This window comes from Kribbella sp. NPDC055110 (genome assembly GCF_053607525.1).
In genome coordinates, this window is record NZ_JBSGTS010000028.1 from 26,056 (window position 1) to 49,468 (window position 23,413).

The 23,413-nt window shown below is 68.3% G+C and carries 27 protein-coding genes and 1 pseudogene; 18 read left to right on the forward strand and 10 right to left on the reverse strand.

The window, feature by feature from the left end; all coding sequences use genetic code 11:
* Positions 1 to 246 precede the first annotated feature (246 nt).
* The gene (locus ACWF0M_RS31725) at positions 247 to 867 is read left to right on the forward strand and encodes a hypothetical protein (protein ID WP_452239412.1); all 621 of its coding nucleotides are present in this window, start codon (positions 247 to 249) and stop codon (positions 865 to 867) included.
* Entirely contained in the window at positions 867 to 1,622 is a 756-nt protein-coding gene (locus tag ACWF0M_RS31730; RefSeq protein ID WP_452239413.1) for a hypothetical protein, read from the forward strand. Before ACWF0M_RS31725 ends, ACWF0M_RS31730 begins: the two co-directional genes overlap by 1 nt.
* A 1,108-nt stretch (positions 1,623 to 2,730) precedes the next feature.
* Here the strand turns inward: ACWF0M_RS31730 and ACWF0M_RS31735 are convergent.
* The 5 genes from ACWF0M_RS31735 to ACWF0M_RS31755 form a co-directional block, all read right to left on the reverse strand.
* The gene (locus ACWF0M_RS31735; RefSeq protein WP_452239414.1) at positions 2,731 to 3,030 is read right to left on the reverse strand and encodes a hypothetical protein; all 300 of its coding nucleotides are present in this window, start codon (positions 3,028 to 3,030) and stop codon (positions 2,731 to 2,733) included.
* Positions 3,031 to 3,095: 65 nt separating this feature from the next.
* Entirely contained in the window at positions 3,096 to 3,413 is a 318-nt protein-coding gene (locus tag ACWF0M_RS31740) for a hypothetical protein (RefSeq protein WP_452239415.1), read from the reverse strand.
* A gap of 245 nt (positions 3,414 to 3,658) precedes the next feature.
* Positions 3,659 to 4,516 carry a helix-turn-helix domain-containing protein gene (locus tag ACWF0M_RS31745; RefSeq protein WP_452239416.1) on the reverse strand — a complete coding sequence of 286 codons (858 nt, stop codon included), beginning with the start codon at positions 4,514 to 4,516 and terminating at the stop codon, positions 3,659 to 3,661.
* 31 nt (positions 4,517 to 4,547) lie between these two features.
* Positions 4,548 to 5,060 (reverse strand): DUF6879 family protein, encoded by a 513-nt coding sequence (locus tag ACWF0M_RS31750; protein ID WP_452239417.1) that lies wholly within the window; start codon positions 5,058 to 5,060, stop codon positions 4,548 to 4,550.
* Positions 5,038 to 5,277 carry a hypothetical protein gene (locus ACWF0M_RS31755; RefSeq protein ID WP_452239418.1) on the reverse strand — a complete coding sequence of 80 codons (240 nt, stop codon included), beginning with the start codon at positions 5,275 to 5,277 and terminating at the stop codon, positions 5,038 to 5,040. The genes ACWF0M_RS31750 and ACWF0M_RS31755 overlap by 23 nt, the downstream gene beginning before the upstream one ends.
* A gap of 188 nt (positions 5,278 to 5,465) precedes the next feature.
* On the opposite strand from ACWF0M_RS31755, the gene ACWF0M_RS31760 reads away from it, so the two are divergent.
* From ACWF0M_RS31760 to ACWF0M_RS31775, 4 genes are all read left to right on the forward strand, one after another.
* The gene (locus tag ACWF0M_RS31760) at positions 5,466 to 5,684 is read left to right on the forward strand and encodes a hypothetical protein (RefSeq protein WP_452239419.1); all 219 of its coding nucleotides are present in this window, start codon (positions 5,466 to 5,468) and stop codon (positions 5,682 to 5,684) included.
* 356 nt (positions 5,685 to 6,040) lie between these two features.
* A complete protein-coding gene (locus ACWF0M_RS31765; RefSeq protein ID WP_452239420.1) occupies positions 6,041 to 6,913 on the forward strand; it encodes a Clp protease N-terminal domain-containing protein in 873 nt (290 codons plus the stop codon).
* Between the two features lie 26 nt (positions 6,914 to 6,939).
* Positions 6,940 to 7,326, forward strand: a complete 387-nt coding sequence (locus tag ACWF0M_RS31770; protein WP_452239421.1) for a MerR family DNA-binding protein — start codon at positions 6,940 to 6,942, stop codon at positions 7,324 to 7,326.
* Positions 7,323 to 7,817 (forward strand): hypothetical protein, encoded by a 495-nt coding sequence (locus tag ACWF0M_RS31775; RefSeq protein ID WP_452239422.1) that lies wholly within the window; start codon positions 7,323 to 7,325, stop codon positions 7,815 to 7,817. Before ACWF0M_RS31770 ends, ACWF0M_RS31775 begins: the two co-directional genes overlap by 4 nt.
* Before the next feature lie 329 nt (positions 7,818 to 8,146).
* On the opposite strand, the gene ACWF0M_RS31780 is transcribed toward ACWF0M_RS31775, so the two are convergent.
* From ACWF0M_RS31780 to ACWF0M_RS31795, 4 genes are all read right to left on the reverse strand, one after another.
* Positions 8,147 to 8,485, reverse strand: a complete 339-nt coding sequence (locus ACWF0M_RS31780; RefSeq protein ID WP_452239423.1) for a hypothetical protein — start codon at positions 8,483 to 8,485, stop codon at positions 8,147 to 8,149.
* The gene (locus ACWF0M_RS31785; protein ID WP_452239424.1) at positions 8,485 to 9,861 is read right to left on the reverse strand and encodes a DUF4331 domain-containing protein; all 1,377 of its coding nucleotides are present in this window, start codon (positions 9,859 to 9,861) and stop codon (positions 8,485 to 8,487) included. The genes ACWF0M_RS31780 and ACWF0M_RS31785 overlap by 1 nt, the downstream gene beginning before the upstream one ends.
* Before the next feature lie 10 nt (positions 9,862 to 9,871).
* Positions 9,872 to 10,108, reverse strand: coding sequence for a hypothetical protein (locus tag ACWF0M_RS31790; protein ID WP_452239425.1), 237 nt, complete (start codon positions 10,106 to 10,108; stop codon positions 9,872 to 9,874).
* Between the two features lie 209 nt (positions 10,109 to 10,317).
* Positions 10,318 to 11,298, reverse strand: coding sequence for an NAD(P)-dependent oxidoreductase (locus ACWF0M_RS31795; RefSeq protein WP_452239426.1), 981 nt, complete (start codon positions 11,296 to 11,298; stop codon positions 10,318 to 10,320).
* Positions 11,299 to 11,373: 75 nt separating this feature from the next.
* On the opposite strand from ACWF0M_RS31795, the gene ACWF0M_RS31800 reads away from it, so the two are divergent.
* From ACWF0M_RS31800 to ACWF0M_RS31820, 5 genes are all read left to right on the forward strand, one after another.
* Complete coding sequence (locus ACWF0M_RS31800) at positions 11,374 to 11,889, forward strand: hypothetical protein (protein WP_452239427.1); 516 nt, start codon at positions 11,374 to 11,376, stop codon at positions 11,887 to 11,889.
* Positions 11,890 to 11,933: 44 nt separating this feature from the next.
* Positions 11,934 to 13,418 carry a GAF domain-containing sensor histidine kinase gene (locus ACWF0M_RS31805; RefSeq protein WP_452239428.1) on the forward strand — a complete coding sequence of 495 codons (1,485 nt, stop codon included), beginning with the start codon at positions 11,934 to 11,936 and terminating at the stop codon, positions 13,416 to 13,418.
* Between the two features lie 99 nt (positions 13,419 to 13,517).
* Entirely contained in the window at positions 13,518 to 14,057 is a 540-nt protein-coding gene (locus ACWF0M_RS31810; RefSeq protein WP_452239429.1) for a sigma-70 family RNA polymerase sigma factor, read from the forward strand.
* Positions 14,054 to 14,779 (forward strand): YoaK family protein, encoded by a 726-nt coding sequence (locus ACWF0M_RS31815; RefSeq protein ID WP_452239430.1) that lies wholly within the window; start codon positions 14,054 to 14,056, stop codon positions 14,777 to 14,779. The genes ACWF0M_RS31810 and ACWF0M_RS31815 overlap by 4 nt, the downstream gene beginning before the upstream one ends.
* A 26-nt stretch (positions 14,780 to 14,805) precedes the next feature.
* Positions 14,806 to 15,501 carry a response regulator gene (locus tag ACWF0M_RS31820; protein ID WP_452239431.1) on the forward strand — a complete coding sequence of 232 codons (696 nt, stop codon included), beginning with the start codon at positions 14,806 to 14,808 and terminating at the stop codon, positions 15,499 to 15,501.
* 15 nt (positions 15,502 to 15,516) lie between these two features.
* On the opposite strand, the gene ACWF0M_RS31825 is transcribed toward ACWF0M_RS31820, so the two are convergent.
* On the reverse strand, positions 15,517 to 15,885 hold the full coding sequence (locus ACWF0M_RS31825) for a response regulator (protein WP_452239432.1): 369 nt from the start codon (positions 15,883 to 15,885) through the stop codon (positions 15,517 to 15,519).
* Positions 15,886 to 16,062: 177 nt separating this feature from the next.
* On the opposite strand from ACWF0M_RS31825, the gene ACWF0M_RS31830 reads away from it, so the two are divergent.
* The 7 genes and pseudogenes from ACWF0M_RS31830 (at position 16,063) to ACWF0M_RS31860 (ending at position 23,398) form a co-directional block, all read left to right on the forward strand.
* Positions 16,063 to 17,007 carry a hypothetical protein gene (locus tag ACWF0M_RS31830; RefSeq protein WP_452239433.1) on the forward strand — a complete coding sequence of 315 codons (945 nt, stop codon included), beginning with the start codon at positions 16,063 to 16,065 and terminating at the stop codon, positions 17,005 to 17,007.
* A gap of 778 nt (positions 17,008 to 17,785) precedes the next feature.
* Positions 17,786 to 18,751 (forward strand): amidohydrolase family protein, encoded by a 966-nt coding sequence (locus ACWF0M_RS31835; RefSeq protein WP_452239434.1) that lies wholly within the window; start codon positions 17,786 to 17,788, stop codon positions 18,749 to 18,751.
* A gap of 66 nt (positions 18,752 to 18,817) precedes the next feature.
* Positions 18,818 to 19,069, forward strand: a pseudogene (locus tag ACWF0M_RS31840) (RidA family protein); the annotation flags it as partial.
* Positions 19,070 to 19,261: 192 nt separating this feature from the next.
* Complete coding sequence (locus tag ACWF0M_RS31845; RefSeq protein WP_452239435.1) at positions 19,262 to 19,867, forward strand: DedA family protein; 606 nt, start codon at positions 19,262 to 19,264, stop codon at positions 19,865 to 19,867.
* An 87-nt stretch (positions 19,868 to 19,954) separates the two neighbouring features.
* Complete coding sequence (locus ACWF0M_RS31850; RefSeq protein ID WP_452239436.1) at positions 19,955 to 20,236, forward strand: hypothetical protein; 282 nt, start codon at positions 19,955 to 19,957, stop codon at positions 20,234 to 20,236.
* Positions 20,237 to 20,426: 190 nt separating this feature from the next.
* A complete protein-coding gene (locus ACWF0M_RS31855; protein ID WP_452239437.1) occupies positions 20,427 to 20,972 on the forward strand; it encodes a hypothetical protein in 546 nt (181 codons plus the stop codon).
* Positions 20,951 to 23,398, forward strand: coding sequence for a lanthionine synthetase LanC family protein (locus ACWF0M_RS31860; RefSeq protein ID WP_452239438.1), 2,448 nt, complete (start codon positions 20,951 to 20,953; stop codon positions 23,396 to 23,398). Before ACWF0M_RS31855 ends, ACWF0M_RS31860 begins: the two co-directional genes overlap by 22 nt.
* Positions 23,399 to 23,413: the final 15 nt, after the last annotated feature.

A 23,413-nucleotide genomic window follows, 5' to 3' on the forward strand; every position in this document is an offset into this window, starting at 1 on the left:
GGAGCCTGCAGAGCAAGTGTGCCGATGGATCTGCGAGGCGAACAACCTAATCGAGGCCCACCGTGCTCAGGACTACCGCCCATTGGAGCGTTCAGATTCCCAGAGGGCGGCTTCGGCGACCTCAGGCTGGCGACCGGCGGACTGGGTAATGGACGGGTGCCCGGGGTGTATTGCGCAACTGTCGACCCTGTGTGCCACCATATTCAGACAGGTCGCCCGGGGAGGGCGCTGAAGAAGGGTGATCAGATGGCGGAGGATAATTTCGACCGGCTCCTGAAGGCACTGCCCGAAATCGCGACTGCGGTCAATGGATTCGATTCGAAGGAAGTACAGGAGCAGGCATTCGCCGCTCTAATCAACTCGCTCGGCGTGAGTCCGGTCGACGTGAGGAGCGACCGTTCGCAGAGCGGTGCGGGCGCTGGCGGCAGAGACAAGCCCGAGGAGCCGGCTGCCGAGAATGGTGCGCCCGCGACTGAGCCCACGAAGAAGGCGGCGAAATCCAAGAAGGCCCCTGCGGCGAAGCGCTACTCGCCGACTCCGAACCTCAACTTTGCCCCTGAGGGAAAGCAGTCGCTGGACGAATTCATCGTCGAGAAGGAGCCGACTACTAATCATGAGAAGTGCCTCTTGGCGGTGTACTACCTCTGCGATGTGATGGATCGGAAGATCTGCAACACGAACGACGTACTCGCGGTCTTCCTGCACGCCGACTGGGACAAGCCCTCCCACCCGGACACCACGCTACAGGCGACCAAGAGTGTTCATCACTGGATCGAGACGAGTGATATGGAGAAGATCACGGTGCAGTGGGCCGGCACGAAGTACATCTCGGACAAGATGCCGAAGCAGCCGAAGGCCAAGAAGTAGTGGCCCTCGACGCGACAACCGCCCTGGGTCTGCTCCCCGCTGGCCTCCGTGGGGAGCTCCTCGCCGAATTCGACCTGATCACGCGCAACTACCGGGAGGGCCGGTGGGGCCCGGCCGAGCTGTACGGCGGTCGGCTCGCCGAGGTCGTGTACACCATTCTCGACGGGTACATGTCCGGCGGGGCATACGCCACCACGGCCACCAAACCGCGGAACTTCGAGGGCTCCTGTAAGGCCCTCGAGAACAGGACGGCGTACCCGGAATCGGCGCGGCTCACGATCCCGAGAGTGCTCGTCGGTCTGTATGATGTCCGAAACCGGCGGAATGTGGGGCACGTCGGCGGCGATGTCTCCGCCAACCACATGGACGCGGAGTTGGTCCTAGCGACTGCTAAGTGGATCGTCGCGGAGCTTATCCGCATGTTCCACAGCACCGACGTCAAGACGGCCGCGGAGGTTGTCGACGCGCTGGTCGACCGGACGCTTCCCGTCATCTGGGAGGTCGACGGAGTGAAGCGCGTGCTCGATACCTCGCTGCCACTGTCGGAACAGACTCTCCTCCTGCTGTACTCGGAAACCGGGGCGCTGAGCGAGCGGAGCCTCGCGAAGTACCTCGAGCAGGACAAGCTGCCGAACTACCGGCGCGTCCTCGACAGGCTGCACAAGGCTAGGCGCGTCGAGTGGAATAGGTCCACCGGGATGGTGACGCTCGGCCCGCCGGGCAGGAAACACGTGGAGGAGCGGCTCCTGAAGTAAGGCGCTCAGCCGGCGGGCCTTGCGCCGGCCTCGCCGCCCAGTGATCCTCGCCGCGGCCAGTCGGCGAGCCGCTGGCAGCGGCCGTTGGAGCACGTCACGTCGCACCTCTTCGTATCTGCTCGCACGGCCTCCAGCGCCAGTCGATGCTGGTCCGATGAGGGCCGACGCGCAGTCGTTAGTGCAAGCAGTCGACGCATCGCGACCGGCTGGCCGCCCGTGAATCGTGAGAACGCATCCGCGGAGATGTTGCACGCCGTCAGCGGACGATCGCGCAACTGCTGGAGTTCGTCCGGCAATCCCGTGGGCGGGGAGGTGCCGCTACCACCGGGCGCGATTTTGCAGCCTGAGGCTGGTCTGCGCTTCGTTCGACCTCGTTCCTACGGATGCCAGCGGCGATTACCCCAGCCAAAGATCTGTTGCTCAAGGCAAATTGCTGCTCCGTCACAGCTCCGTGAGACGTTGGCAAACGACGATAAAGGTCAGATGGCGTTGCGAGATGAAAGTGCAGGTCAGAGACAGTTTCAGCCTTTCGCCATCGGGCGACATCGAGGCTCCAAGAGATCTACACCATCTTCGAAGGCACCTCAGAAATCCAGCGCCTCGTAACAGCCCGAGCCATCTCCGGCATGCGCATCAGGTAACCGCCGGCGGAGAGGAGTGTGATCGACCCACGCGTGCTACGCGTGCGCTACGTCGCTCCGCTCCTCCCGCGCCCGCTACGCCCGCTCCCACCCGCCCCCGGCTAAGCGCCGGAACACAGTTTCCGGCTAGCGCCGGGCGCTGCGGGCTAGCGCCCGCGATCAGCGCCTTACCGCGCGCCCGCGACCGCCTCATGGTGCCGGCCAACCAGAGTGAGCAAGCGGACCCGCCCGGGCTTGGCCGCTCACTTGACTGCCGGCACTGCAATGTGCCCGACGGCTGCCGCCGCTCACCCGCGCGGGTACGGGAAGCGCCACGCTGCGTCCGCTCAGACGCAGGGTGCCGAGCGGACGCAGCTTCGGGGCGGGAGCACCAGCCCGACGTAGTGAGGTGGTCGGCTAGCGCTCCCGGTGGAGCGGCGGAACGGACGCGGAGTGCAGGGGACTTGAGGAGAACGAGGGATGTCCCCTCAGCACGTCCGCTCCGCCGGCTTGGTGGCGATCAGGACCTCGTGAGTGCAGTGGCGGAGGTGGTCTCTGATCTTGAGTGGGTGCCCGAGTACGGCGAGGTGGTGCAGCGTCGGCACGACGAGCGGCTGCCCGTCGGACTCCAGGAGCGATTCGAGAAGGTCAAAGGCCGCGCTGGGCGGTCCAGGTTCCTCGACGTACACCCTGGTGAGCTGGAGCCCTTGCTCACTCGCCAACGCCTTCAGCTGTCGACGGATCGCGAGGTGCCAGCCGGTCTCTTGGTCCCTGGCCGAGTCATCCACAGGGGAACAGGCGACTCGGACAAGGACGTTCGTGGGTGACGGAACAGGGCTATGGACGCAGCGCTTCAAGACATCGCCTCGCCGACGTGGTCGGTCATGGCGTGGTCGAGGGTGATGATCCGGGCCTCGGTCGCGGCCTCGAAGTACTCCTGGATGCGGCCCGGCGACCCCAGGACCATCAGGTGCAGCAGGCTCGGCAGGAGCACTACTTTGACCTGGTCACGCATGACAGCATCGAGCAGGCGTCCGAAGGCATCCGGCCGTCGCGGGTCCTCCTCAACGAAGATTCCCGCCAGCTCGAAGCCAGATGCCTTGGCGAAGGCGTTCAGGCGTTCCTTAGCGCGGTTGACCTCGGACGTACAGATCAGAAGGTTGGCATGCACGTAGGCGTGGGCCCGTGGACACTCAGACAGATGGCCGCGGTCTTCGGGGCCGCAACTACAACAGAGCGAACAGCACACGTGAGGGGCGGGCGTCTGGCCGCCTGATGCTCGTGTTGGCGCCTGGAGTGCGCCGGTAGGCGTCCGAAGGTCATACCCCGCTGTCACCCTCCGACCGTATGGATTGAGAGTGGGCGAACTCGATGAACTTGCGGCAACTTGCGCGCGTTGACTGACGGCGGAGAGACCTAGACGGGCAAGTCAGTCAGGGCGGCCTTGATGAGGGCCCGGGCGGTAGACCCGTAGACGGCAAGTTTGGACAGGGCAGTGAAGGTCTCGGCATACATGCCGATCTCGCGCGGCTGCGTGATGGTGAGGAACCCGGAGACAAGCTCAACGTTGGCTTGGGCCTGGTCGAAGATGTAGAAGTCCTCGACCGGCCACCGCGGCGTCCGGTCGACCGCGGCGGGGATCACGCCAAGGCTGACGGAGGCGGACTGCATAACCTCGAGGAGGTGACGCAGTTGTCCGGCCAGGACCGAAGGGCCGCCGACTTGGTAATGCAAAGCGGCCTCTTCGAGCACGAAGGCGAAGGTGTGTCCGCCCTCGATCAGGATGCGCTGGCGGTCCATGCGTTCCGCCACGGTCGCGGCTACGTCGTCGACCGGCACTCGTCGGCGGTCGCGCAGGGACGTGAGGACTGCGGTGGTGTAGTCGGCGGTCTGCAACAGCCCGGGAATCATGCTCTGGCAGTAGGACCGGTACTGCTTGGTGCGGTCGTAGAGTTCGCGCACGGAGGCGTTGAGGTGGCGCAGCCCTGTCTGTTCAGCACGCCGCCAGTCCAGCCACATCGAGTCGACGGAGCGGAGTTCGGCGATTAGCTCCGGAAGGAGCGCGGGTGAGGAGCAGACCGCGCACCAAGTGCGTAGGTCGGACTCGGAAGGTTGTTGCTTGCCATGCTCGATCTTGGAGGTTTTGGCCTCATGCCAGCCGGCCGCGGTCGACAGCGCCCGCGCGGTGAATCCCGCGTCGAGCCTGACATCCCGCAGCCGGTCGGCCAGCGCCTGACGGGCGCTTTGGGCACTCGAGGATTGCGAAGCAGGCATCCAGATTCATAACCGACGAGAAGTAGGGCGGTTACAGCGTAATGGAGTAGTCGTCGTGGTCGATCCCACGCTCCCAGGCCGCCTCAAACGCCTGGAGGCACAGCTTCACGACGTCTGGATCGGTGCTCACCTCGTTGCCGACGAACCGCCCATCACCGGCAAAGAAGATGAACTGCAGGGTGGCTTCATCGAAGATCCACGCATCATTGCCAGGCAGGGCAACCGCCGACACATGCGGACGGGGCACCCAGCGAATCTGCTCCCCAGCCGCTACGTTGGCGCGCGAAGTCACCGCGTGCTCAAAGGCGATGTAATCCGACACTGGCTCGCTGATGACCCGAACCCGCTTCATCTGGACGCCTCGTCCGGTGGCGCTACGGGCGGTCTCCGTCCAGCCGGCGTATTCGCGGACCGCCTGGCCGAGGTCGCCCGCTTGCCAAGCGACGTAGCCCGGGTCGTCGGTCATGTACTGGTCGCGAAACTCCAGCTTCAGCGCGGTCCGGGTGCAGGTGGCAAGCAGCTCAGCGAACGACGGCTCCGGCACGACAGGCCTCCACAATCATCTCCGCCATGCGGGCGGGCAGCATCACAACGGACTCTGAGTCGGCGAGCCCATTGTCCTTGGACAGTCTGGCCAGTACGTCCGGGTTGATGACGGTCTCGCCTTGGAAGTAGAGATCCCCCGTCTCGTTGTCCCGGAAGACCGCCGCACAGTTGTTGCCTGGGCAGTCGGGGTCCTTGCCGTAGAACTCTAACGCCATGATGACCTCCCGTATTGGGTAATGCGCGGACGGTGCTGGCCTATCATCGAGCGGACTACCGCCCGTAGCCAACCCTTAGTCGGGGACGGCGCAAGTTCGAGCAAGTCGCTTGCCTGGGCGCGCCCGCCGTTGTGTACCAGCCGGGGAGGTCGCAGGGCGCCGACGTACAGCATGCGTATCAGACGAAGGTGCTCGCGAAGTCGGCGGTCAATCCGACCGTCGGGTTGTTCTCCAAGACCTTCGCCACCAAGAACGCCGTGCTCGACAAGGCGATCAGCAGCGGTGTGAAGGACATCGTGCAAGGGCGCAAGCCGATGACGACGCTCGATGACCTGGTGAGGACGTGGCGCAACACCGGCGGGGACGCGATGCGCAAGGAGTACGAGGCCCAGTTGCAGAGCCGGTAGTTAGCTGTGGGTCAGGTGTTGCAGTACTTCGAAGACGGCGGCGATGTCGCGGTGTTCGTAGCCGAGGGCTCGGGCGATGGCGAGGATTTCGTCGGCGGTGGTGGCTGTGGGGAGGGGGACTGTCAGCGAGCGGCCGGCGTCCAGGCGAGGACGAGGTCTTTGTTTACAAGGACATCGGCTCATCGGTCGGCTACGACAAGGTCGACAAGGAAATCACCTCGCGCTTCGCCGGCATCACCCTCCTCCTCACCTTCGCGGCCGCAGCCGCCACCATCGCTCTCGCATCTCGCTTCCCGTGAGGTTTGGTCGACAATGACATCTTGTCGATGGACGTTTCGACAACCTAACGTTGTCGGATGGAACCCAGTGCGCAGGCGCTGATCGGGCTGGTTGTCGACCAGGCGCCGTCTTCGGACCCGTTGGTGATGCTCGAGACGGCGGTTGCGGTCGCCGGTCGGGCCGGGAGGACCGCGGACGCGATGGTCGATCACTATGTCGGGGCCGCCCGGGCCGCGGGGCTGTCTTGGACGGACATCGGTGAGCGGCTCGGGGTTTCGAAGCAGGCCGCACGGCAGCGGTTCTCGGCGCGGTTGGACGGTGGTACGGCGATCGCAACGGAGTTGCCCGCCCTTGCTGCGCGCTTGGTCGCTTGTGTCGAGGTAGCACGCTCCGCAGCCGATGCCGAGGGCAGCGTCCCCGGTACGCACCATCTTCTGGTCGGTCTGCTGCATGTGGGCGTGGCGGCGAACGTGCTGGATCGCCTCGGCGTCTCGCGGGACGCGGTGAGGGAGGCGTGCGGCCGGTTGCTGTCAGCGCGTGACGCGGAGGAAGGCGGGCGGCAGATCGGCGACGGCGAGGCGGAGAGCGCCTTGACGGCCGCGCAACGGTTCGCGGCGGAGCGGGGGCAGAATCTGACGCGGACGGAGCATCTGTTGTTCGTGCTGGCGCTGGATCCGGGGTCGTCGGCCCGGCGGGTGCTCGACAGTCTGGGGGTCGAGCCGGCGCGGGTGAAGAAGGAACTCGCCGACCTGGTCCCGCCCGCGCCGCGGCCCGGTCGGCGCGGGCGCCGGGCCTGGAAGCCGGATCGGGACGGTACTGCGTGCTCGTTCTGCGGATGCAACGACCGGGGCCGGGTGATGGTCAACGGGCCGGGCGTACGGATCTGCAGTGAGTGCGTCGTACTGGCGACAGACATCGTCGGGATCCGGGGCCAGCGGTTGACTCCGTAGCCAGGTCCAGGGTTCACGATGGGGGTATGCGAACGAGTGAACTGGACGGCCGGGCTGGGGTGAACACGGAGACGCTGCGGTACTACGAGCGGCGTGGGCTGTTGAAGGCGCCACCGCGCACCGTGGGCGGGTATCGGGACTATCCGGTGTCTGCGGTGGGATTGCTGCGGTTCGTGAAGCGGGCGCAGGAGCTCGGGTTCGCGCTGGACGAGGTGGAGGAGCTGCTGCACCTGGACGGTGGGGGACCAGACGGCTGCGACGCGGCGAGGGCCTTGGCTGAGCACCGGCGCAACGATCTTGCCGCGCGGATCGCAGATCTTCAGCGGATGCACGACTCGTTGTCAGCCCTCTTCGAGACCTGCGATCTGCCGCGCGCCGACCGCAAGTGCGCGCTGCTCGTGGCGATCCGGTGAGGCTCGAAGTACTGCACGTCCCTGACTGCCCGAACCTCGCACCGCTGCTGGAGGGCCTCGCGCAGGTCACGGAGCTACCGGTTGCGATCCGGGTGATCGAGAGCGATGCTGACGCGGCCCGGTACGGCATGGCGGGCTCCCCGACCTTGCTCGTCGACGGCGTCGATCCCTTTGCCGCGCCGGAGGAGGGTGCCTGCGGTCTGTCATGCCGCTTGTATCGAGACGATGCCGGCCGGATCGTTCCGACGCCGTCGGTCGAGCAACTTCGTGGTGCGCTCGCGGGGACGGCGGCGCCAGACGAGTCGATCGACATGACCACGGGCCGCCAGATCCGGGTGGTCACTCGGGACGGCCGCAGTACCTGGGGACCAGCTGCGGCGGTCGTGTTCGTCGGCGCGGACGCCGGCGGTGGCCCGTCCGCGGAAGTCCCTCGCCGGGAAGCTCTTCGGGCACTTGGTTGCCGAAGACACCTCAGGGTAGGTGGCGGTTGATCCTGCGCAGTAGTGGCCCGATGAGCGGCCTGTTGTGCCAGTCGTGGTCGATCACCCACCCCCGCACGCGGCGTACCCCGATCCGGATTCGCGCTGTCTGCGTCGGCCGGAGCTCGTCCTCGCGCTGCCCCGCGCGCTGTCTGATGTCCACCGCGCACCGGACGCAGATCGCAACCTCAGGATGAGCGCCGAGCCGCACCAACTCACGCTCGTCGTACTCCGCGTCACAACACCAACACCGCACAGAGGCAGGTGGCGCCGACTCCTCCAAGCTGCTCACATGACCATCATGGCTGCATCGCTCCTCGGAAGCGCCGAACAGCCGCCAGTCAGTCTTCCGCAGCCAGCCGTGAATGCGGCCAGTGTGCGTAGGTGACGTTGCCTCCTGTGATGGTGGTGCGGAGTCGGGTCTCTCCGGTTGGGCGTTCGTACAGTTCGTAGGAGCCGGCGGGTAGCTCGGGGAAGACGGCTGAGCAGACCGGGCCGGCCGGTGTGGGGCGGCGGAGAACCTCGACGTGTGGCAGGTGTTGCGGTGACGGTACGAGTGGTCGGGCCTCGATCTCGATGCCGAGGAGTTCGTCCGGCATCGTGATGACCAGGGCGCCGACCGTTCCGCCGATGTCCAGCAGGACGGCGCCCTGGCCCGCGTGCGGGTTCTCGGTGGACATCAGGCGGCCGGGATCCCGGGTTTGGTCTGGTATCCGCCGGCCGGTGTGCCGAGGTACGGGAACCCCGGCAGGTATGGCGAGTTGGTGTTGGACGTCCCGTCCTGGATGACATTGACCGCGCCGTCCGGTGTGAACGACGGATCGACCAGTGGGATCGTGAGGCCGGCGATGGCCCGCAGTTCGATGGTGACGACGTCGTCGAAAACCCTTCGTCCGTTGGGGAATCCGGCCGGGTCGCCCGCGACGAGACCCAGCGGGTTCGGACTTGCGACCGGGGGTACGGCGAGGTTCAGCCGGAGCATGTCTGCGAGTACCGGGCCGGTGGAGTTCTGGAAGCCCGGCACGATGCCGGCGGGGATCCCGGTGAGCAGCACCGCGGTCAGGTCTGCGCGGGGTTTCTGGTATGCCGCGAGGTTCGGGAACACGCCGGGATACAGCACGGGGAGCAGCCCGGCCAGCTCCGGTTTCGCGACGTACTTGGCGAACTCGGCGTCGCCGTCCGGGGGAACCGCGTTCCAGTGGTCCTTGTCCGCCATCGGCACGATCACTTCGTTGAACAGGGGGTTCCCGAGTCGGGAGACCTGCTGGTACGGTCCGTGGCCGACGGCTCGGCCTTGCTCGGCGTCGAAGATCCGCGACTTGCGGCGGGAGGCCGTGGCCCAGACACCGATGACCGAGTTCGGGCTCAGCACGTCGGTCGGGGTCCGGCCGTCGCGCGTCAGTTCGCGCAGCGGCACCTGGAGCGCGATCGTGTGCACGTTCAGGCCCTGGGTGCCGTTCACCCCGACCGCGGCGGCGGACGGGATCAGGTGCAGGTGCTGGAACGGGCGCAGGGTGCCCAGGTCGAAGATGCTGCCGAGGTCGACGAAGAATCCCTCGGCCCGCTGCCCGGCAAAGACTCGGCGTCCGCGGGACAGGTGATGCGTAGCCTGTGCCGTGAAGCGGGCGTAGTCCGGAGTACTGCGCGGCCCGATGTTGACCGGTGGGGTCGGCAGGTCGTTGCCGAGCAGCTCCGGTTCACCGTGTGCCACCTTCGTGATCGAGTAGAACTGCGGCCGGTTCCAGCTCGGGTCGCCGATCGAGCCGATCGGGCCGGTGTTGTAGAGGAACGTGTTGTCGTTGCGGATCCGGGTGCGGAACCGGAACAGGTAGCTGATGTCGGCGCGGGCGTCGCCGCGGTTGGAGACGTGGATTCCGTACAGCACGTCGTCGCCGAACTCGTAGAAGTTGGGGCCGCCCTGGGGTGACTGGAACGGGATGAAGTTCGCGATCAGCGTGACCTTGTCGGGCTGGTCCGGGCTGACGAATGCGTACACGTCGGTGTTGTCGGCCACCGGGTCCTTCGAGATCTCGGGAGCCTCGCGGTGCGATGACATGCCTGCCCCCTCAGTCCCGGGCGGACGCACGGACCAGCCGCGCGACCAGGTCGGCGTCGTGTACGACGACCTCGTGCTCGCCGACCATGATCGAGACCTCCGATCGGCGTACGTCGCCGACGTACGCAACCAGCGTCCCGCGCGATTGGCGCGTCACCGACGCGTCCGCAACCGTCTCCGGCGCGGCGACGACCGCCGCGCCCACCCCCGTTATGACCAGAAACCCACGACGCGTGGCGTTGCTCATGCCCGTCCCCTTCCCCCTGTTGGAGGCCCTCCCCGGCCTCGCCCCTTCTCAATACCATCCGTCATCCGGAAGCGACGGTAAACCGGTCATGCGCCACGGATTCCCGCCGTGACCGGTGGACTACCAGGTGGCGTCAGTCAGAAGGGACGCACCACAATGCGAGCCGTGCTGAAGGTGTTCCCGCCCAGGCACGACCCGAGAGCCGGTAGCTAGCTGTGGGTGAGGTGTTGTAAGACTTCGAAGACGGCGGCGATGTCTCGGTGTTCGTAGCCGAGGGCTCGGGCGATGGTGAGGATTTCGTCGGCGGTGGTGGCTGTGGGTAGGGGGACTGTCAGCGAGCGGCCGGCGTCCAGGGCGAGGACGAGGTCTTTTTGCATCAGGCGGATGTCGAACCAGGCATCGTCGGGGAGGTGCAGCAGGAGTGGCTCGCGTGCTTGCAGCATGGGGGAGCCGATCGGGCTGGCTGTCATCACGCGGAGGGCGAGCTCGCGGTCTACCCCGGATCGTTCGGCCAGCAGCAAGCCTTCGGCCATTGCGAGGATCTGCACCGCGAGACTGATGTTGATCCCGAGCTTCAGGGCGAGCCCCTGACCGTTTCCGCCGATGTACGTCGGGCGGCCGAGCTCGCTGAGGATCGGTTCGACGCGGTGGTACGCGTCCTCGTCCCCGCCGACCATGATGGTGAGCGTGCCGGCCCGTACCTGGGGAACGCTCCCGGACACCGGCGCGTCGAGGAACCGGGCGCCGGTGGCGAGGACGCGGTCCGCCACCTCCTGGCTGGCGCGCGGGCTAACTGTGCTCATGTCGATCCAGACCTGACCGTCGGCCAGTTCGGGAATGATGCTGTCGGCAACGACCTGCAGGGCCGTGTCGTCCGGAATCGAGGTGACGACGACCTCGGACGTCTTCGCCAGCGACCCGGCGTCGTCGATCCAGTGCAGACCGTCCGCGACGAGGGAGTCGGCCCGTTCGCGGGTCCGGGTCGTCCCGTAGACCTCGTAGCCGGCTCCGAGCAGCCGTCCCGCCATTGCGCCGCCCATGTGCCCGAGGCCGACGAAGCCGACGACCGGGCGGCGGTTCGCCTTGATTCCTGCCTGCTTCATCGTCTTCACTCGCTTCCGTCGACTCCGTGCTGTCCCCAGCATCGCCAGCCGGACCGGGGGAGTCGTCACTGCCAGCCGTCCTTGCATCCCCCCGGTAGCCGGAATATCGGTTGGGCGCTGGCCGGGGCGATCGATCCCTGCTCGGCACGGGATCCTGAGGAAATGAAGCGTGAGCAATTGCGGCGTCTGATGCGAGTGAGAGCGCTGCCGGCCGTCGGACTCGGACTCGCATGGATGTTTCTCCTGCTGGCCGCTGTTCGTCACCCGGTATTTCGCGTCGCGGCCGCCGCGCTCCTGGTCGCCGTCGCCGTCTACGCGGCTCTGGACGCCACAGGGGTTCTACAGCGGTCACGGAATCGGCGGCTCACCGCAGCGCTCGAGCCGGCCGGTCCGCCGATCGAGGAGATCGCGGCGGCGCTTCGGCAACTGCTCTGGGACCACGACGAAATGCTGCGGTCGCCGGAGCGGGCTGACCCTGCCGGGCGTCTGCGCTGGTTGGAGCGGCGGATCGGCGACCGCGCGGTACAGGCGGCGCGGGCGATCGACGTACGGCATCCGAACCGGCCGATGGGTGGTTACAGCAGGCAGCAGTTGGGGCGGCTACTGCACGAGCTGGCCTGTGCCGGCCTGGTGCTTCCCCGCTCGGTCGTCCTGCTCGCGCCCGACAACCTGCCCTGAGACGGGCCGTTGTGCGGTCGGGACGGCGATGGGACGCTCGACGGGTGGTGAGCCTCGCATGGGTTCGGCTCCGCAGGTCGTTGCTGCTGCAGTGTGTGGCGGCGTTGGCCGCGGGTGTCGTTGCGTTCGTCCTGGCCGCTGGCGTTTGTACGGCGGCCCGGGATCGCGTTCCCGTGGTGGTCGTCGGCGTAGTCCTGCTGATCGTTGTCTTCGGCATCGCTCGGCTCAGCGGGATCATGTACGCGCTGCCGATCGGCGTCGTCGTGATCCTGGCGTTCGACTGGTACATCCTGCCTCCGCTGCGTGCGCTGGATTCGGCCACCGTCCTGCTGCTGGTGCTGTTCCTGGTGATGTCGGTCGTCGTCGCCGCGGTGACCACCGACGCGGGCCGTCGCTCGGTCGAGGCCGAGAGAGCCCGTGGCGACATGGCCGACACGCAGGCGTCGTTGCGTCGCCTGGCCCTGCTGGTCGCCGCCGGCGAATCGCCCGCGGTGGTGTTCGGCGCGGTCACTGAGGAAGTGACGCGGCACTTCGGCGGCGACACGGCCCGGATGATCCGCTTCGAGCGTGACGGTACGGCGACCTTGGTCGCGAGCGACGGTACGACGGGACCGCATGTGCGGATCGGTGAGCCGTGGGAGGGCTATCCGCCGACCGGACTGACCGCGACAGTCCTGCGCACCGGACGGCCCGCTCGTGTGGACGACTACGCCGCGGTCCCTGGTGGTGAACCGTATCTGCGCGAAGGCCTCCGCGCGGCCGTGGCGATGCCGGTCCATGTGGACGGGCGGGTGTGGGGGTTGATCGCCCTCGGGTCCAGGCATGGACCGCTGCCGGCCGGTGCCGAGGATCGGCTGACGGACTTCACCAATCTGGTCGCGATGGCGGTGGCCAACGCGCAGAGTCGCGCGGAGGTGATGACCTCGAGGGCACGGCTGGTGACTGCGTCGGACGACGCCCGCCGCCGGATCGAGCGGAACCTGCACGACGGCGCCCAGCAGCGGCTTGTCTCGCTGGCCCTCGGTCTGCGATCGGCGGCGACCGGCTTCACCGGCTCGGAGGAGACCCGGGCCGAGATCGAGCAGATCGCCACCGATCTCGTCGAGGTGATCGACGAGCTCAGGGAGATCTCCCGGGGGATTCACCCGGCGATCCTGTCCGAGTCGGGACTGGGCGCGGCACTCCGGGCGCTGGCCCGGAGGTCGGTCGTCGAGGTGCAGCTCGAGGCCCGGATCGCCCGCCGGCTTCCCGAGGTGGTCGAGGTGGCGGCGTACTACGTCGTCTCGGAGATGCTCGCCAACGCGGCCAAACACGCGCAGGCAACCGTTGTGCAGGTGCGCGCGGAGGTTTCGGACAGCAGACTGCTGCTGGTGGTGCGTGACGACGGCATCGGCGGCGCCGATCCGGCGCTCGGCTCGGGGCTGGTCGGTCTCAAGGACCGCCTCGACGCCCTCGGCGGTTCCTTCGTCGTCAACAGCCCGCCGGGCGGCGGCACGACAGCCACCTGCGAGCTCCCGATCGGCACTTGAGTTCCTGCTAGCGGGCACGCCGGGATTCCCACCACCGTGCTCATCGGTTGGGTGCTCACGGCGACGACGGCACCGCCCGCCACGCGCAATGCTCCAAGGGTGCTATCACAGCGCAGTACCCAGGAGCTCAAGGAGCGCTTCGAGGCCGAGGCGATCCCGCTTCGGCACCGCGTGTACGTCGGTGCGCTGCGGCTGACCGGGAATCCGGCCGACGCGGAGGACCTGGTCCAGGAGACGTACCTGCGCGCCTATCGGGGTTTCGCCGGATTCGAGCCCGGAACCAACCTGCGCGGCTGGCTGTTCCGTATCCTGCGCAATGTGTTCATCACCAGCTATCGCAAGCGCCAGAGCGAGCCGATCACCGTCTCCCACGACTGGTACGAGAGCACCGTCCGCGTCCTGCACAACGTCGCGGCCTCCGCAGAAACCACCGTGATCGATGCGATCCCGGATCACGGGCTGCAGGCGGCGCTGACGTCGCTGCCCGAGCGTTACCGGCGAGTCGTGCTGCTGTTCGACGTCGACGGTTTCAGCTACCAGGAGATCGCCGACATCGTCGGGATTCCCCGCGGAACCGTGATGTCGCGGATCCACCGCGGCCGGCGAGCCCTGCGGGCAAACCTGGAGCGCGCGTCGTGATCGCGGCGCTGCGGGAGGCCTGGCGCACCGTCGTACCGCCCGATGACGATCGCCATGGCCCGCTGCAGCCGTTGATGCTCGTGCTCACGGTGGTCACCGGCCTGGTCGACGCCTTCAGTTATCTGTCGCTCGGGCACGTCTTCGTGGCGAACATGACCGGGAACGTGGTGTTCGGCGGCTTCGCGATCGCCGGCGTACCGGGCTTCTCGCTCCTTGCGGCGATCGTCGCCCTGGTCACATTCGCCGCGGGAGCGTTGCTCTGCGGGCGCATCATTCGCCGCGGTGCGGCGCATCGGGCCCGCGTCCTGTACCGCGCGCTGGTCGCGGAGGTAGTGCTCGTCGGCGTCGCATTCGCAGTGGCCGCGGTGTTCGGAGCAGACGGCACCCGCTATCCGCTGCTCGTCCTGCTCGGTATTGGGCTGGGCGCGCAGAACGCGGTGGCCCGGTGGCTGGCGGTTCCCGATCTCACGACCACGGTGCTGACCCTGACCATCACGGGTACGGCGGCTGACAGCCGCTTGGCAGGCGGGCCCGGATCGAAGGCCGGGCGCCGTCTGCTGTCCGCGACGGCCATGTTCCTCGGCGGCCTCGTCGGAGCGCTTCTGGAGCGCGCGGGCTGGCACGCCGTACCCCTTCTGGTCGCCACGGTGCTGCTCGCGACGGCCTGTCTCACGGCCCGTCGGCTCGCCTCGTCCAGTGCGGCCTGGACGCATGTCCCGTGACGGCCGCATCGGGAATACTCTGTGCCATGACGACCGGTCCGTCACCACAGCCGAGCGACGATGACACCGCCTTTCGGACACGTGTGCTGCTTGCCGAGGACGACGTACTCATGCGTGAAGGACTCGCCAGGCTCCTGCAGCAGGCGGGTTTCGAGGTGGTCGGGCAGACCGGCGACAGCGTGTGGATCCTTCCGCTGGTGCGGGACGAGCAACCCGATCTGGTCGTGCTCGACATCCGGATGCCGCCGACGAACACCACCGAGGGCCTGGACGCCGCCCGCCAGATCCGCACGGAGTTCCCGGAGATCGGCATCCTGGTGCTGTCAGCCCACACCGAGGTCGAGCACGCGATGGAGCTGCTGGCGACCGGTGAACGGGTCGGGTACCTGCTGAAGACGCGGATCACCGACGTGGACGAGTTCCTCCAGACGCTGGAGCGGATCGTCCGGGGCGGTTCGGTGATCGACCCCGCGCTGGTGCAGGAGCTGGTCAGCATGCGACGCCGCAACGACCCGCTGGCGGGACTGAGCGAGCGCGAGCAGGAGGTCCTCGAGCTGATGGCCGAGGGCCGCTCGAACGCCGGCATCGCCCGGCGGTTGTGGGTGACCGAGGGCACCGTGGAGAAGCACGTCCGGCACATCATGGCGAAGTTGAGCCTGCCCGCGACCGACGACGACCACCGCCGGGTGCTCGCGGTGGTCGCCTTCCTCGAGGCCCGCTGACCGGATCAGTGCCTGTTACGCAGTGAGTCCCAGCACCGCGCGGATCGCCGGGACCGACAGCCTGGTCTTGGGCAAGAAACCGGCGACCGGGCTGGCCGAGATGCGTTCCGCGTAGTCCTCCTCGGCATGGGTGGAGACCAGGATCACGCTGTCCGGCGCCAGGCCGGTCCCGCTGGTCAAGCGCCGTACGACGTCGAAACCGCTTTCCGGGCCGAGGTCGATGTCGACCAGGGCGACGTCCGGCCCGAACTCCAAGGCCAGGCGGACCGCCTCGTCCCCGGTCGAGGCCACGGCCACGACCTGCATGCCCTCGCGCTCCAGCAGACCGCGCGCAGCCGCCAGGAAATGAGGGCTGTCGTCGACGATCAAGCAGCGCAACTCCATGACTCCAGCATGCCGACCTGTCCGGTGGCCGGACAATCCGGCTAGCTGGAACCCTGCCCTCCTCCGGCCTTCCGGCTGGCCGGTACGGCGGATGGGCGCTCGCCGTGACGAAAATCCGATTGCGACCTGGGCACCGTGGTAGTGGCAGAAGCGTGAGGTCGTGGAGAGGTGCCGGTCGTGCTGATCGAATCGTTGCTGAGGGCAACAGCAGTGCTGCTCTCGCTGGCGGGATGCGGGATCACGCCGCAAGGGGAGTTCGCCCAGGCGCCCGCCGTCGCGCACCACGATCCGGTCCCCACAGAATCACCTGCGGCCCGCGCGGAGGAGCGGCTGGCGGCCATGTCGCCAGGGGACCGCGGCCGGGTGCAGGCGGCGATCGGGACGGCCGGTCCCGGCGAGCGGCCGTACGTCGTCGACGTGGTGGCCGCCGGGCACAACGCCAACGACGTCGCCTCGTTCGCAGCTCTGATCCGAGGCAAGCGCCCACACTGGCTACAGACGCACCTCGACCTGCTCGATCCGGGCGGATCCGGCTGGGTGGAGTACCGGTCGTCGCCGGTGCAGCAGCCCGACGACACGAGCTGCGGGCCGATGACCGTCCTGATGGCGCGGGCGATGGCCGACCCCTTCTACGCGCTGTACCTCACGACCGGAGACAGCACCGCCCGTTCCAACGCCGGCCCGGACGAATTCCAGGCACGGTTGACCGCCGAGGAACACCGCATCCACGCCGCGACCAACCGCTTCTGGCCGCAGCAGCTCGGCTCAACTCCGTTCGGGATCAGCGACGAGCTGAACCGGTACGCCGGAGCTCTCGGAACCCGCTACCAGGCCCAGCTGGCCGATCGGTCGACCCTGGCGGCCGCGGCCGAGGCGGCCGGCGAGGGTCATCCGGTCCCCGTCCTGATCGGCGACTGGATCCCGCGCCACTACATCCTCCTGATCGGCCGCACCGGCAACGACCTGACCTACTACGAACCCGGCTACGCAACAGTCGGCCACCTCAGCGAACAGTCCTTCGAACACGGCAAACTCAACGTAATCGGCTTCCACCACATCTACGCCCTGGTAGGCACCCAGCCCACCTCCACCCCGCCATCCCCGATCCAGCCCAGCAAGTAATCCCCACCGCACCCACCGCACCCACCACACCCACCGCAGCCACTGCACCCACCGCAGCCACTGCACCCACCGCAGCCGCTGCACCCACGCGCCCACCGCACCCACTGCACCGGCCTGCACCGGCCTGCACCGGCCTGCATGCACCGCGGGGTGCGAGCCACCGGTCGGGTTCAGGCCGGGCGCGGCGAGGGCCCTCGCACACGAGTGGATATCCGGCGGTGTTGTGGGTTCTCTGTTGGTGTTAGAGGGGAGAACCCACAACGCCAGGGGATATCCGTTCTCGTGTCGGATGGGTGGGTGTTGTGGTGCCAGCGCCCGGCATACACCGCGGGGTGCGAGCCGCCGGCTGGCCCGGACCGAGCGCGACGAGGGCCTCCGCACACGAGGGGATATCCGTCGGTGTTGTGGGTTGTCTGTTGGTGTTAGAGGGGAGAACCCACAACACCAGGGGATATCCGGTCTTCTGTCGGATGGGTGGGTGGTTGGGGGTGGTGGTGCTGGCTGGCGGGTTGTGTGTGGGATGGCGGGAAGCTGAGGGTCAGCGGTGGCATGGCCCGTCGGTGGTGACCTGCCGACGGGGCTGGGATCGGGCTGGCGTGGGGCTGCTCCCGTCGACAGTCGCGCCGGGTGGCCGGCTGGGTGATCGGGTTGGTGATCGGGTTGGTGGAGGCGCGGGTGCTCGCGGCGGGGTGATGTGCACGCTCGACAGGTAGTGCACCGGTGAGACGGTGTACGCACGGGCGCGTTCACGCTCAGGTGCACTACCCGTCCACTGGACATGTCCTGTCGAGCGTGCACATCACACCGGGCCCGGCACCGCCCAGGAACCCGTCGACCGCTCACACATCGGTCACAAGAGCCGATTGATCGCCCGGTTGTTCAAGAACCCCGAGGATCCCGAATCGGCGCTCGAAGGGGTGGCCGAGGTGGTCGCCGCGGCCGCCGGGACCGGCGCGCACATGCACTTGTGTCATGTGAACTCACGTCCCTGCGAGCTATCGACGAGGTCGCCGAGTTGATCGACGGTGCCCGGCAGAGTGGGTTGGACGTCACGACCGAGGCCTACCCGTACGGCGCCGGGATGACAACTGTCGGTGTGCCGTTCCTGCATCCGGATCACCTCCCGCGGCCTGGGATCGAGCCGTCGAACCTGAGCATCGTGGCGACGGGGGAGCGCCCCAAGGACGCGGCTCGGCTGCTGCAGATCCGGCAGGAGATGCCGGGCGCGCTGGTGATCATCCACTACCTCGACGAAGACAAGGAGGAGGACGTGTCCCTGATTCGCCGCGCACTGCTGATGCGCGACACCGCCGTCGCGTCCGATGCGATTCCGTTCACGACACCGGCAGGTCTGGTGGTCGAAGGCGATCGAGCCCTGTCACCGGACGCGTCGTCCCATCCACGGACCACCGGGACGTTCGCCCGCTTCCTTCGTACGACGGTGCGTGAGAGCGGCGCGCTGTCGCTGCCAGAGGCGCTCCGGCGGTGCTCGTTGCTTCCGGCAAACATCCTGACGGGGGCCGTTCCCGCGATGGCCCGCAAGGGCAGGGTGCAGGTCGGCGCCGACGCCGACCTGGTGGTCGTCGACCCCGAGCAGGTCAGCGATCGGTCGACGTACGCCGGATCGCAGACCAGCTCGACCGGCTTCGAGCACGTGCTGGTGGCGGGCCAGGCAGTTGTCCGCGACGGCGACGTGGTCGCCACCGCGCTTCCCGGCCGGCCTGTCGTGCGAGGTGCGCGATGACCGCGGAACTGGTGGGGCTGAACGAGATCCGCGCGGCCGCGGCCTGACGGTGTTGTCGTCGGTGGCCGGGTCGAGGCGCTCGCGGAAGCCATGGAGACGGTACGGCGCCGGCTGGCAACCGTGAACGCCCGCGTCGAGGACGTCGTCAAAGCGACGTACTGCCTCACCGACATCACCTTGCGGGACGAGGCGAACGCACAGTTCTGCGAGGTGTGGTCCGCACCGCGCCCGGCCCGGACCGTCGTCGAGGTGGCCGACCTGCCGTACGGCTCGGTGGTCGAGATCGACGTCGTCGCCCTGGCTCGCCGTACCGGCTAGCAGGTAGGCCGGGACTCCCGTCAGCACGCCCGGCGGCTGGGTGCTCGCGTCGACGACACGGCCATGTGTGCCGCGCGATCCTGGTAGGGAGCGATACCCCCAGACCGGCGGACCCGGCGTCCTGAGTACTCATCACCCCTCGGCGCCGGGTCTGCCGCTCCACCGTCCGCGTCGTACGAGGACCACCTGACAATGCTCGGCTTCCTGCAGCACCTCGGTGCACAGCTCGGGGTGTGGTTCTACGTCATCGCCGGCGGCCTCGCCTTCGCTGAGGCCGCGGTCATGGCCGGGCTGGTGGTGCCCGGCGAGACGGCCTTGATCGTGGCCGGGTTCGCCGCCCACCGGGGCTGGATCGCCTTGTGGCCGATGGTCGCGGTGGCCGTCGGATCGGCCGCCCTCGGCGACAGCGTGGGGTACGAGGTCGGCCGCCGCCTCGGACCGAGATTGCGCTCGTCGGCGTTGGGCCGCCGGGTCGGGGACGAGCGGTGGCGGCGTGCCGATGACTTCCTTCGGCGGTACGGCGGACGCGCGGTACTGCTCGGCCGCTTCACCGCCGGACTGCGCGCACTGACGCCGGGCCTGGCCGGCATGGCCCGGATGCCGTATCTGCGCACCTTCCTGCCATGGAACCTGGCCGGTGCGGTGGTCTGGGGCGCGGGCTGCGTCCTGCTCGGCTACGCCTTCTCGGCCTCGCTGGCGACGCTGGACCGCTTCATCACCTACGTACCGCTGGCCCTGATCGTCTTGGCGGCCGTCCTTCTCGTTCTCCACCACCGAAGGAAGCGCCGCAGCGCGTGAGCGGATCCTGGATCTGTTCGCCTGCCTGTTTGCTGTCGTACGCTCGAGCGAAAGACACGCGCTATGACTCGGGAAGCGGTGGGGGCCATGTCCTTCGAGGCAAAACGGTTGCGCATAGAGGTTCCGTGGGATGGGGAGCAGGAGTCGGTCAGCGCCGACGAACCGATTATCGAGGGCCAGTGCCTGGACTGGGCCAGCAACGTCGTCGGCAGCTGTCTGGACTTCTTCACGACTGCGCTGCTCGTGAAGGGACCGTTCCCGTTCGACGCTACACAGATCCCGGCGATGCGATCCCAGCTCGAGGATCGGCTTGCCCAGCTCGACGAGGCCGAGCGCGGGAACCTGCCCGCAGGCATTGACCGCGGCTGAGCCATCACCGACATTCGATGACCCGGTCGCTGCCACAGGCGGCCGGATCGCTGAGTTGTCGCGCTCCGCTGTGCGCTACGGCGAGAGTCTCGTGGCGCTCCCGGAAGCCACGCTTGCGATACGGATCTACTCCTTCGGACGTCGGCCGCGCACGGCCCGGCTCCATCGTCAGCTCCCGGACACCGCCGCGGTGACAGCCTTTGTCGAGTCCTCCTGCGGACCGGCCCTGGAACGGGACTGGCACAAACTCCCGGACACGCCGCACTGGCGGCGTTGGGCGGCGGCAGGCACCTCCGGCCGGATCGCGGGCAAGCTCTACGTCAGTGTCGTTCCCGAAGCACTGCCCGAGGCCGTCGCCGTGGTCGCGGGGCTGGCCCGAGTGTCGAACATCGCCGCCTTCAAGGTCGGCGCCGACATCTGCCGTCCGGACCGGCTCGTCGTCTATGTCTCGGCGTACGAGGATCTCCTGCCGCTCGGCACCCTGCTCCGCGGGCGGCTCGCAGGGTGCCCGGCAGACGGCGTTCCGTTCACCGCCGCGGTGACGCCGGACGGCCTGTTGTCGTGGGCGATCGACCGCCCGTCGGGGGAAAGTTGGCGACAGTGGCTGACCGCCCGGTTGGCCCGTCATCTGTACGCCGCCGTGCACGCGGGGGCGCCTGCTCCCGGAAGCTTCGCCCTTGACCGCCTCGGGCTCGACGGTGTCGACACGGTGCATTGGATGCCGGTGACGCGCTGATGGGCTATCTCGACCCGTACGTGCTTCCTGCCGACGCCCTCATCACGCCCCTGTCCCGGTTGCCGGCGACGTACCGGGAGAAGATCGACGCCAGGCCCGACGAGTACGCCGTCACGCGGCCCCGGTCACGGCTTCCCTCGACCGTGGTCGACGCACGTACGGCGGCGCTCTTGGAGCGATTCCGGCAACCGAAGACGATCGTCGACGCGGTGGTCGAGCTCAGCCTGGCCGAGGGCCTCGACCCGCGCGCAATCCTCGATGACGCCGCGCAGCTGGTACGTCGCTTTGCCGACGAGGGCGTGCTCGCTGCTGCGGACAGTCCGCTCGCCGCGCCGATCGTCGCCGAGCTCGCCCCAGGCGACCGACTCGTCTCAAGCGACCGACTCGTCTCAGGCGACCGACTCGTCTCAAGCGACCGACTCGTCTCAAGCGACCGACTCGTCTCAGGCGACCGGCTCGTCCCGGGGGACGGGCTCGGCCAGATCGAGGTGCTCGAGCCGGTTCAGGTGCTTGTCGATGTCGAAGTGCACCGTGGCCGGGCGGCCGACGGCACGCCGGTCGCGGTCAAGCTCGCGCGTCGGGCGGCCCAGACCAGCGCCCTCAAGGCCATCGCTCATGAGGCCCGCGTCCTGGACCGGCTTGGCGGAGACGTCGCGCCTGAGCTGATCGCGTCCGGCGATCTGGACGGTCGCCCGTGGATCGCGACCCGGTGGTGCGAGGGCGTCGACGCCGCGACTGCTGCGGCGGTACTGCGTGGCACCGATGCGAAGGCAGCGCCAGACGCGCTGCTCCGTCTCGCAGAGGCGGTCCTCGACGCCTATTGCCGACTCCACGCCCACGGTGTCGTCCACGGTGATGTGCACCCCCGCAACCTGGTCGTCGATAACGCCGGCAGCGTCACGGTGCTCGACTTCGGGACATCGGTGCTCGATGGCGTCGGCGCGGATGACTACGCGGGCGCCCGCCCCGGCATCGATCTCTACGCGGAGCCGGAGCTCGCCGAGGCGGCACTGGCGGGCGCGTCGCTGCCTGCACCGACGGCCGCCGGCGAGCAGTTCGCGTTGGGCGTGCTGGTGTTCGTGCTCTTGGTGGGCGACCACCCCTACGGCTTCACGGCCGACCCTCGCGAGTTGCTCCGCCGCATCCTGGACCGGCCACCGTCCTTCGACGCACGCCTGTCCGGTATGGCAGGAGTCGAACGCGTGATCCGCCGCGCGCTGCAGCCGCGCCCCAGGGATCGTTACGCCTCCACAGCTGCGTTGCTCGACGCGTTCCGAGCGGCTCGGCTGGGAGCCGGTGACCGCCCGGCGAGTAGCCCCAGGTTCCGACCGACGGGTTCTGACCGCCTGATGACGGCTGTCCTCGACCGCTTGGCGCCGAAGGGTGCGCGGTTCGACCCGCCTTCGGCTGCGGACCCCATGGTGATGCATGGCCTGGCTGGACGGGCCTGGGCGATGTTGCGGTGTGCGGAGTCACGCGGCGATCCCGAACTGCTGGCCGTGGCGGACCTCTGGGCGACCGAAGCGGCGACCGAAGCGGCCGCCGACGTACTCCCGCACCGCTCCCAGACTGCTGATGTTCGGGGCAAGGCTTCCTTGCTGTACGGCGCCGCCGGTGTTCACGTCGTACGTCTCGCCGTGGCGCGGGCGCGCGCAGACGAGGAAGAGCGGACGTCGGCAGTGGCTGCGTTCGTCGAGGCGGCATCCGAGCCCTCGGCAGGCGAGGACGTGACGCACGGACGCGCGGGCCTCCTGCTTGGCTGCTGCGCAATGCTCCCAGACGCCCCGCCCACGGAACGACGTCTGCTGGCCGGGCTCGGGGCTCGACTCGCCGACGGCCTCGAGGCAGCTGGCAATTCCCCGTACGGCGTCGCGCACGGCACCGCTGGCCGGCTCCTCGCCCTTCTCCGGTGGGCGGAGGCGACTGGAGTTCCTCCGGGCGACGGAGTGGCGGAGCGCCTCGACACCTTGGCCAGTGCAGTCGCCCGCGTGGCGCGGAGCAGGCAGTGGGCCTACGCGGGCGACGGACGGAGTGTAAGCCACTCACTCGTCGCCAGCTGGTGCAACGGCACCGCCGGACTCGTGCACGTCTGCCTCGCGGCGTACCGCGTGTTCGGCGACGACCGGTGGCTCCGCCTCGCCGAGCAGGCAGGTACGACGGTCGAGCACGGCCCCGACACGATCTCCGGCGACCTCTGTTGCGGTCTCGGCGGCCAGGCCTACGCGCTGCTCGCGCTGTACCGGGCCGGCGGCGAGGCGCGATGGCTGGAGTCCGCCCGCCGGCTCGCCGAAGGAGCGGCAGAGGTCATCGCGCGGGTGCGCCCGGACGTCCGCGACAGCCTGTACGCCGGGGAACTCGGCGTCACGGCCCTTGCCGCGGACCTGTCCAACCCCGCCGACGCCCGCATGCCCCTCGTCGACCCGTGACGCTGCGCAAGCCGA

What these genes read in the sequence shown, in the direction of transcription:
- ACWF0M_RS31725 (WP_452239412.1), top strand. Translation starts at nt 247, where the DNA reads ATGGCGGAGGATAATTTCGACCGGCTCCTGAAGGCACTGCCCGAAATC.
- ACWF0M_RS31745 (WP_452239416.1), bottom strand. Translation starts at nt 4,516, where the DNA reads ATGCCTGCTTCGCAATCCTCGAGTGCCCAAAGCGCCCGTCAGGCGCTG.
- ACWF0M_RS31755 (WP_452239418.1), bottom strand. Translation starts at nt 5,277, where the DNA reads ATGGCGTTAGAGTTCTACGGCAAGGACCCCGACTGCCCAGGCAACAAC.
- ACWF0M_RS31765 (WP_452239420.1), top strand. Translation starts at nt 6,041, where the DNA reads ATGGAACCCAGTGCGCAGGCGCTGATCGGGCTGGTTGTCGACCAGGCG.
- ACWF0M_RS31770 (WP_452239421.1), top strand. Translation starts at nt 6,940, where the DNA reads ATGCGAACGAGTGAACTGGACGGCCGGGCTGGGGTGAACACGGAGACG.
- ACWF0M_RS31780 (WP_452239423.1), bottom strand. Translation starts at nt 8,485, where the DNA reads ATGTCCACCGAGAACCCGCACGCGGGCCAGGGCGCCGTCCTGCTGGAC.
- ACWF0M_RS31785 (WP_452239424.1), bottom strand. Translation starts at nt 9,861, where the DNA reads ATGTCATCGCACCGCGAGGCTCCCGAGATCTCGAAGGACCCGGTGGCC.
- ACWF0M_RS31790 (WP_452239425.1), bottom strand. Translation starts at nt 10,108, where the DNA reads ATGAGCAACGCCACGCGTCGTGGGTTTCTGGTCATAACGGGGGTGGGC.
- ACWF0M_RS31795 (WP_452239426.1), bottom strand. Translation starts at nt 11,298, where the DNA reads ATGCAAGGACGGCTGGCAGTGACGACTCCCCCGGTCCGGCTGGCGATG.
- ACWF0M_RS31800 (WP_452239427.1), top strand. Translation starts at nt 11,374, where the DNA reads ATGAAGCGTGAGCAATTGCGGCGTCTGATGCGAGTGAGAGCGCTGCCG.
- ACWF0M_RS31820 (WP_452239431.1), top strand. Translation starts at nt 14,806, where the DNA reads ATGACGACCGGTCCGTCACCACAGCCGAGCGACGATGACACCGCCTTT.
- ACWF0M_RS31825 (WP_452239432.1), bottom strand. Translation starts at nt 15,885, where the DNA reads ATGGAGTTGCGCTGCTTGATCGTCGACGACAGCCCTCATTTCCTGGCG.
- ACWF0M_RS31835 (WP_452239434.1), top strand. Translation starts at nt 17,786, where the DNA reads ATGTCCTGTCGAGCGTGCACATCACACCGGGCCCGGCACCGCCCAGGA.
- ACWF0M_RS31845 (WP_452239435.1), top strand. Translation starts at nt 19,262, where the DNA reads ATGCTCGGCTTCCTGCAGCACCTCGGTGCACAGCTCGGGGTGTGGTTC.
- ACWF0M_RS31850 (WP_452239436.1), top strand. Translation starts at nt 19,955, where the DNA reads ATGTCCTTCGAGGCAAAACGGTTGCGCATAGAGGTTCCGTGGGATGGG.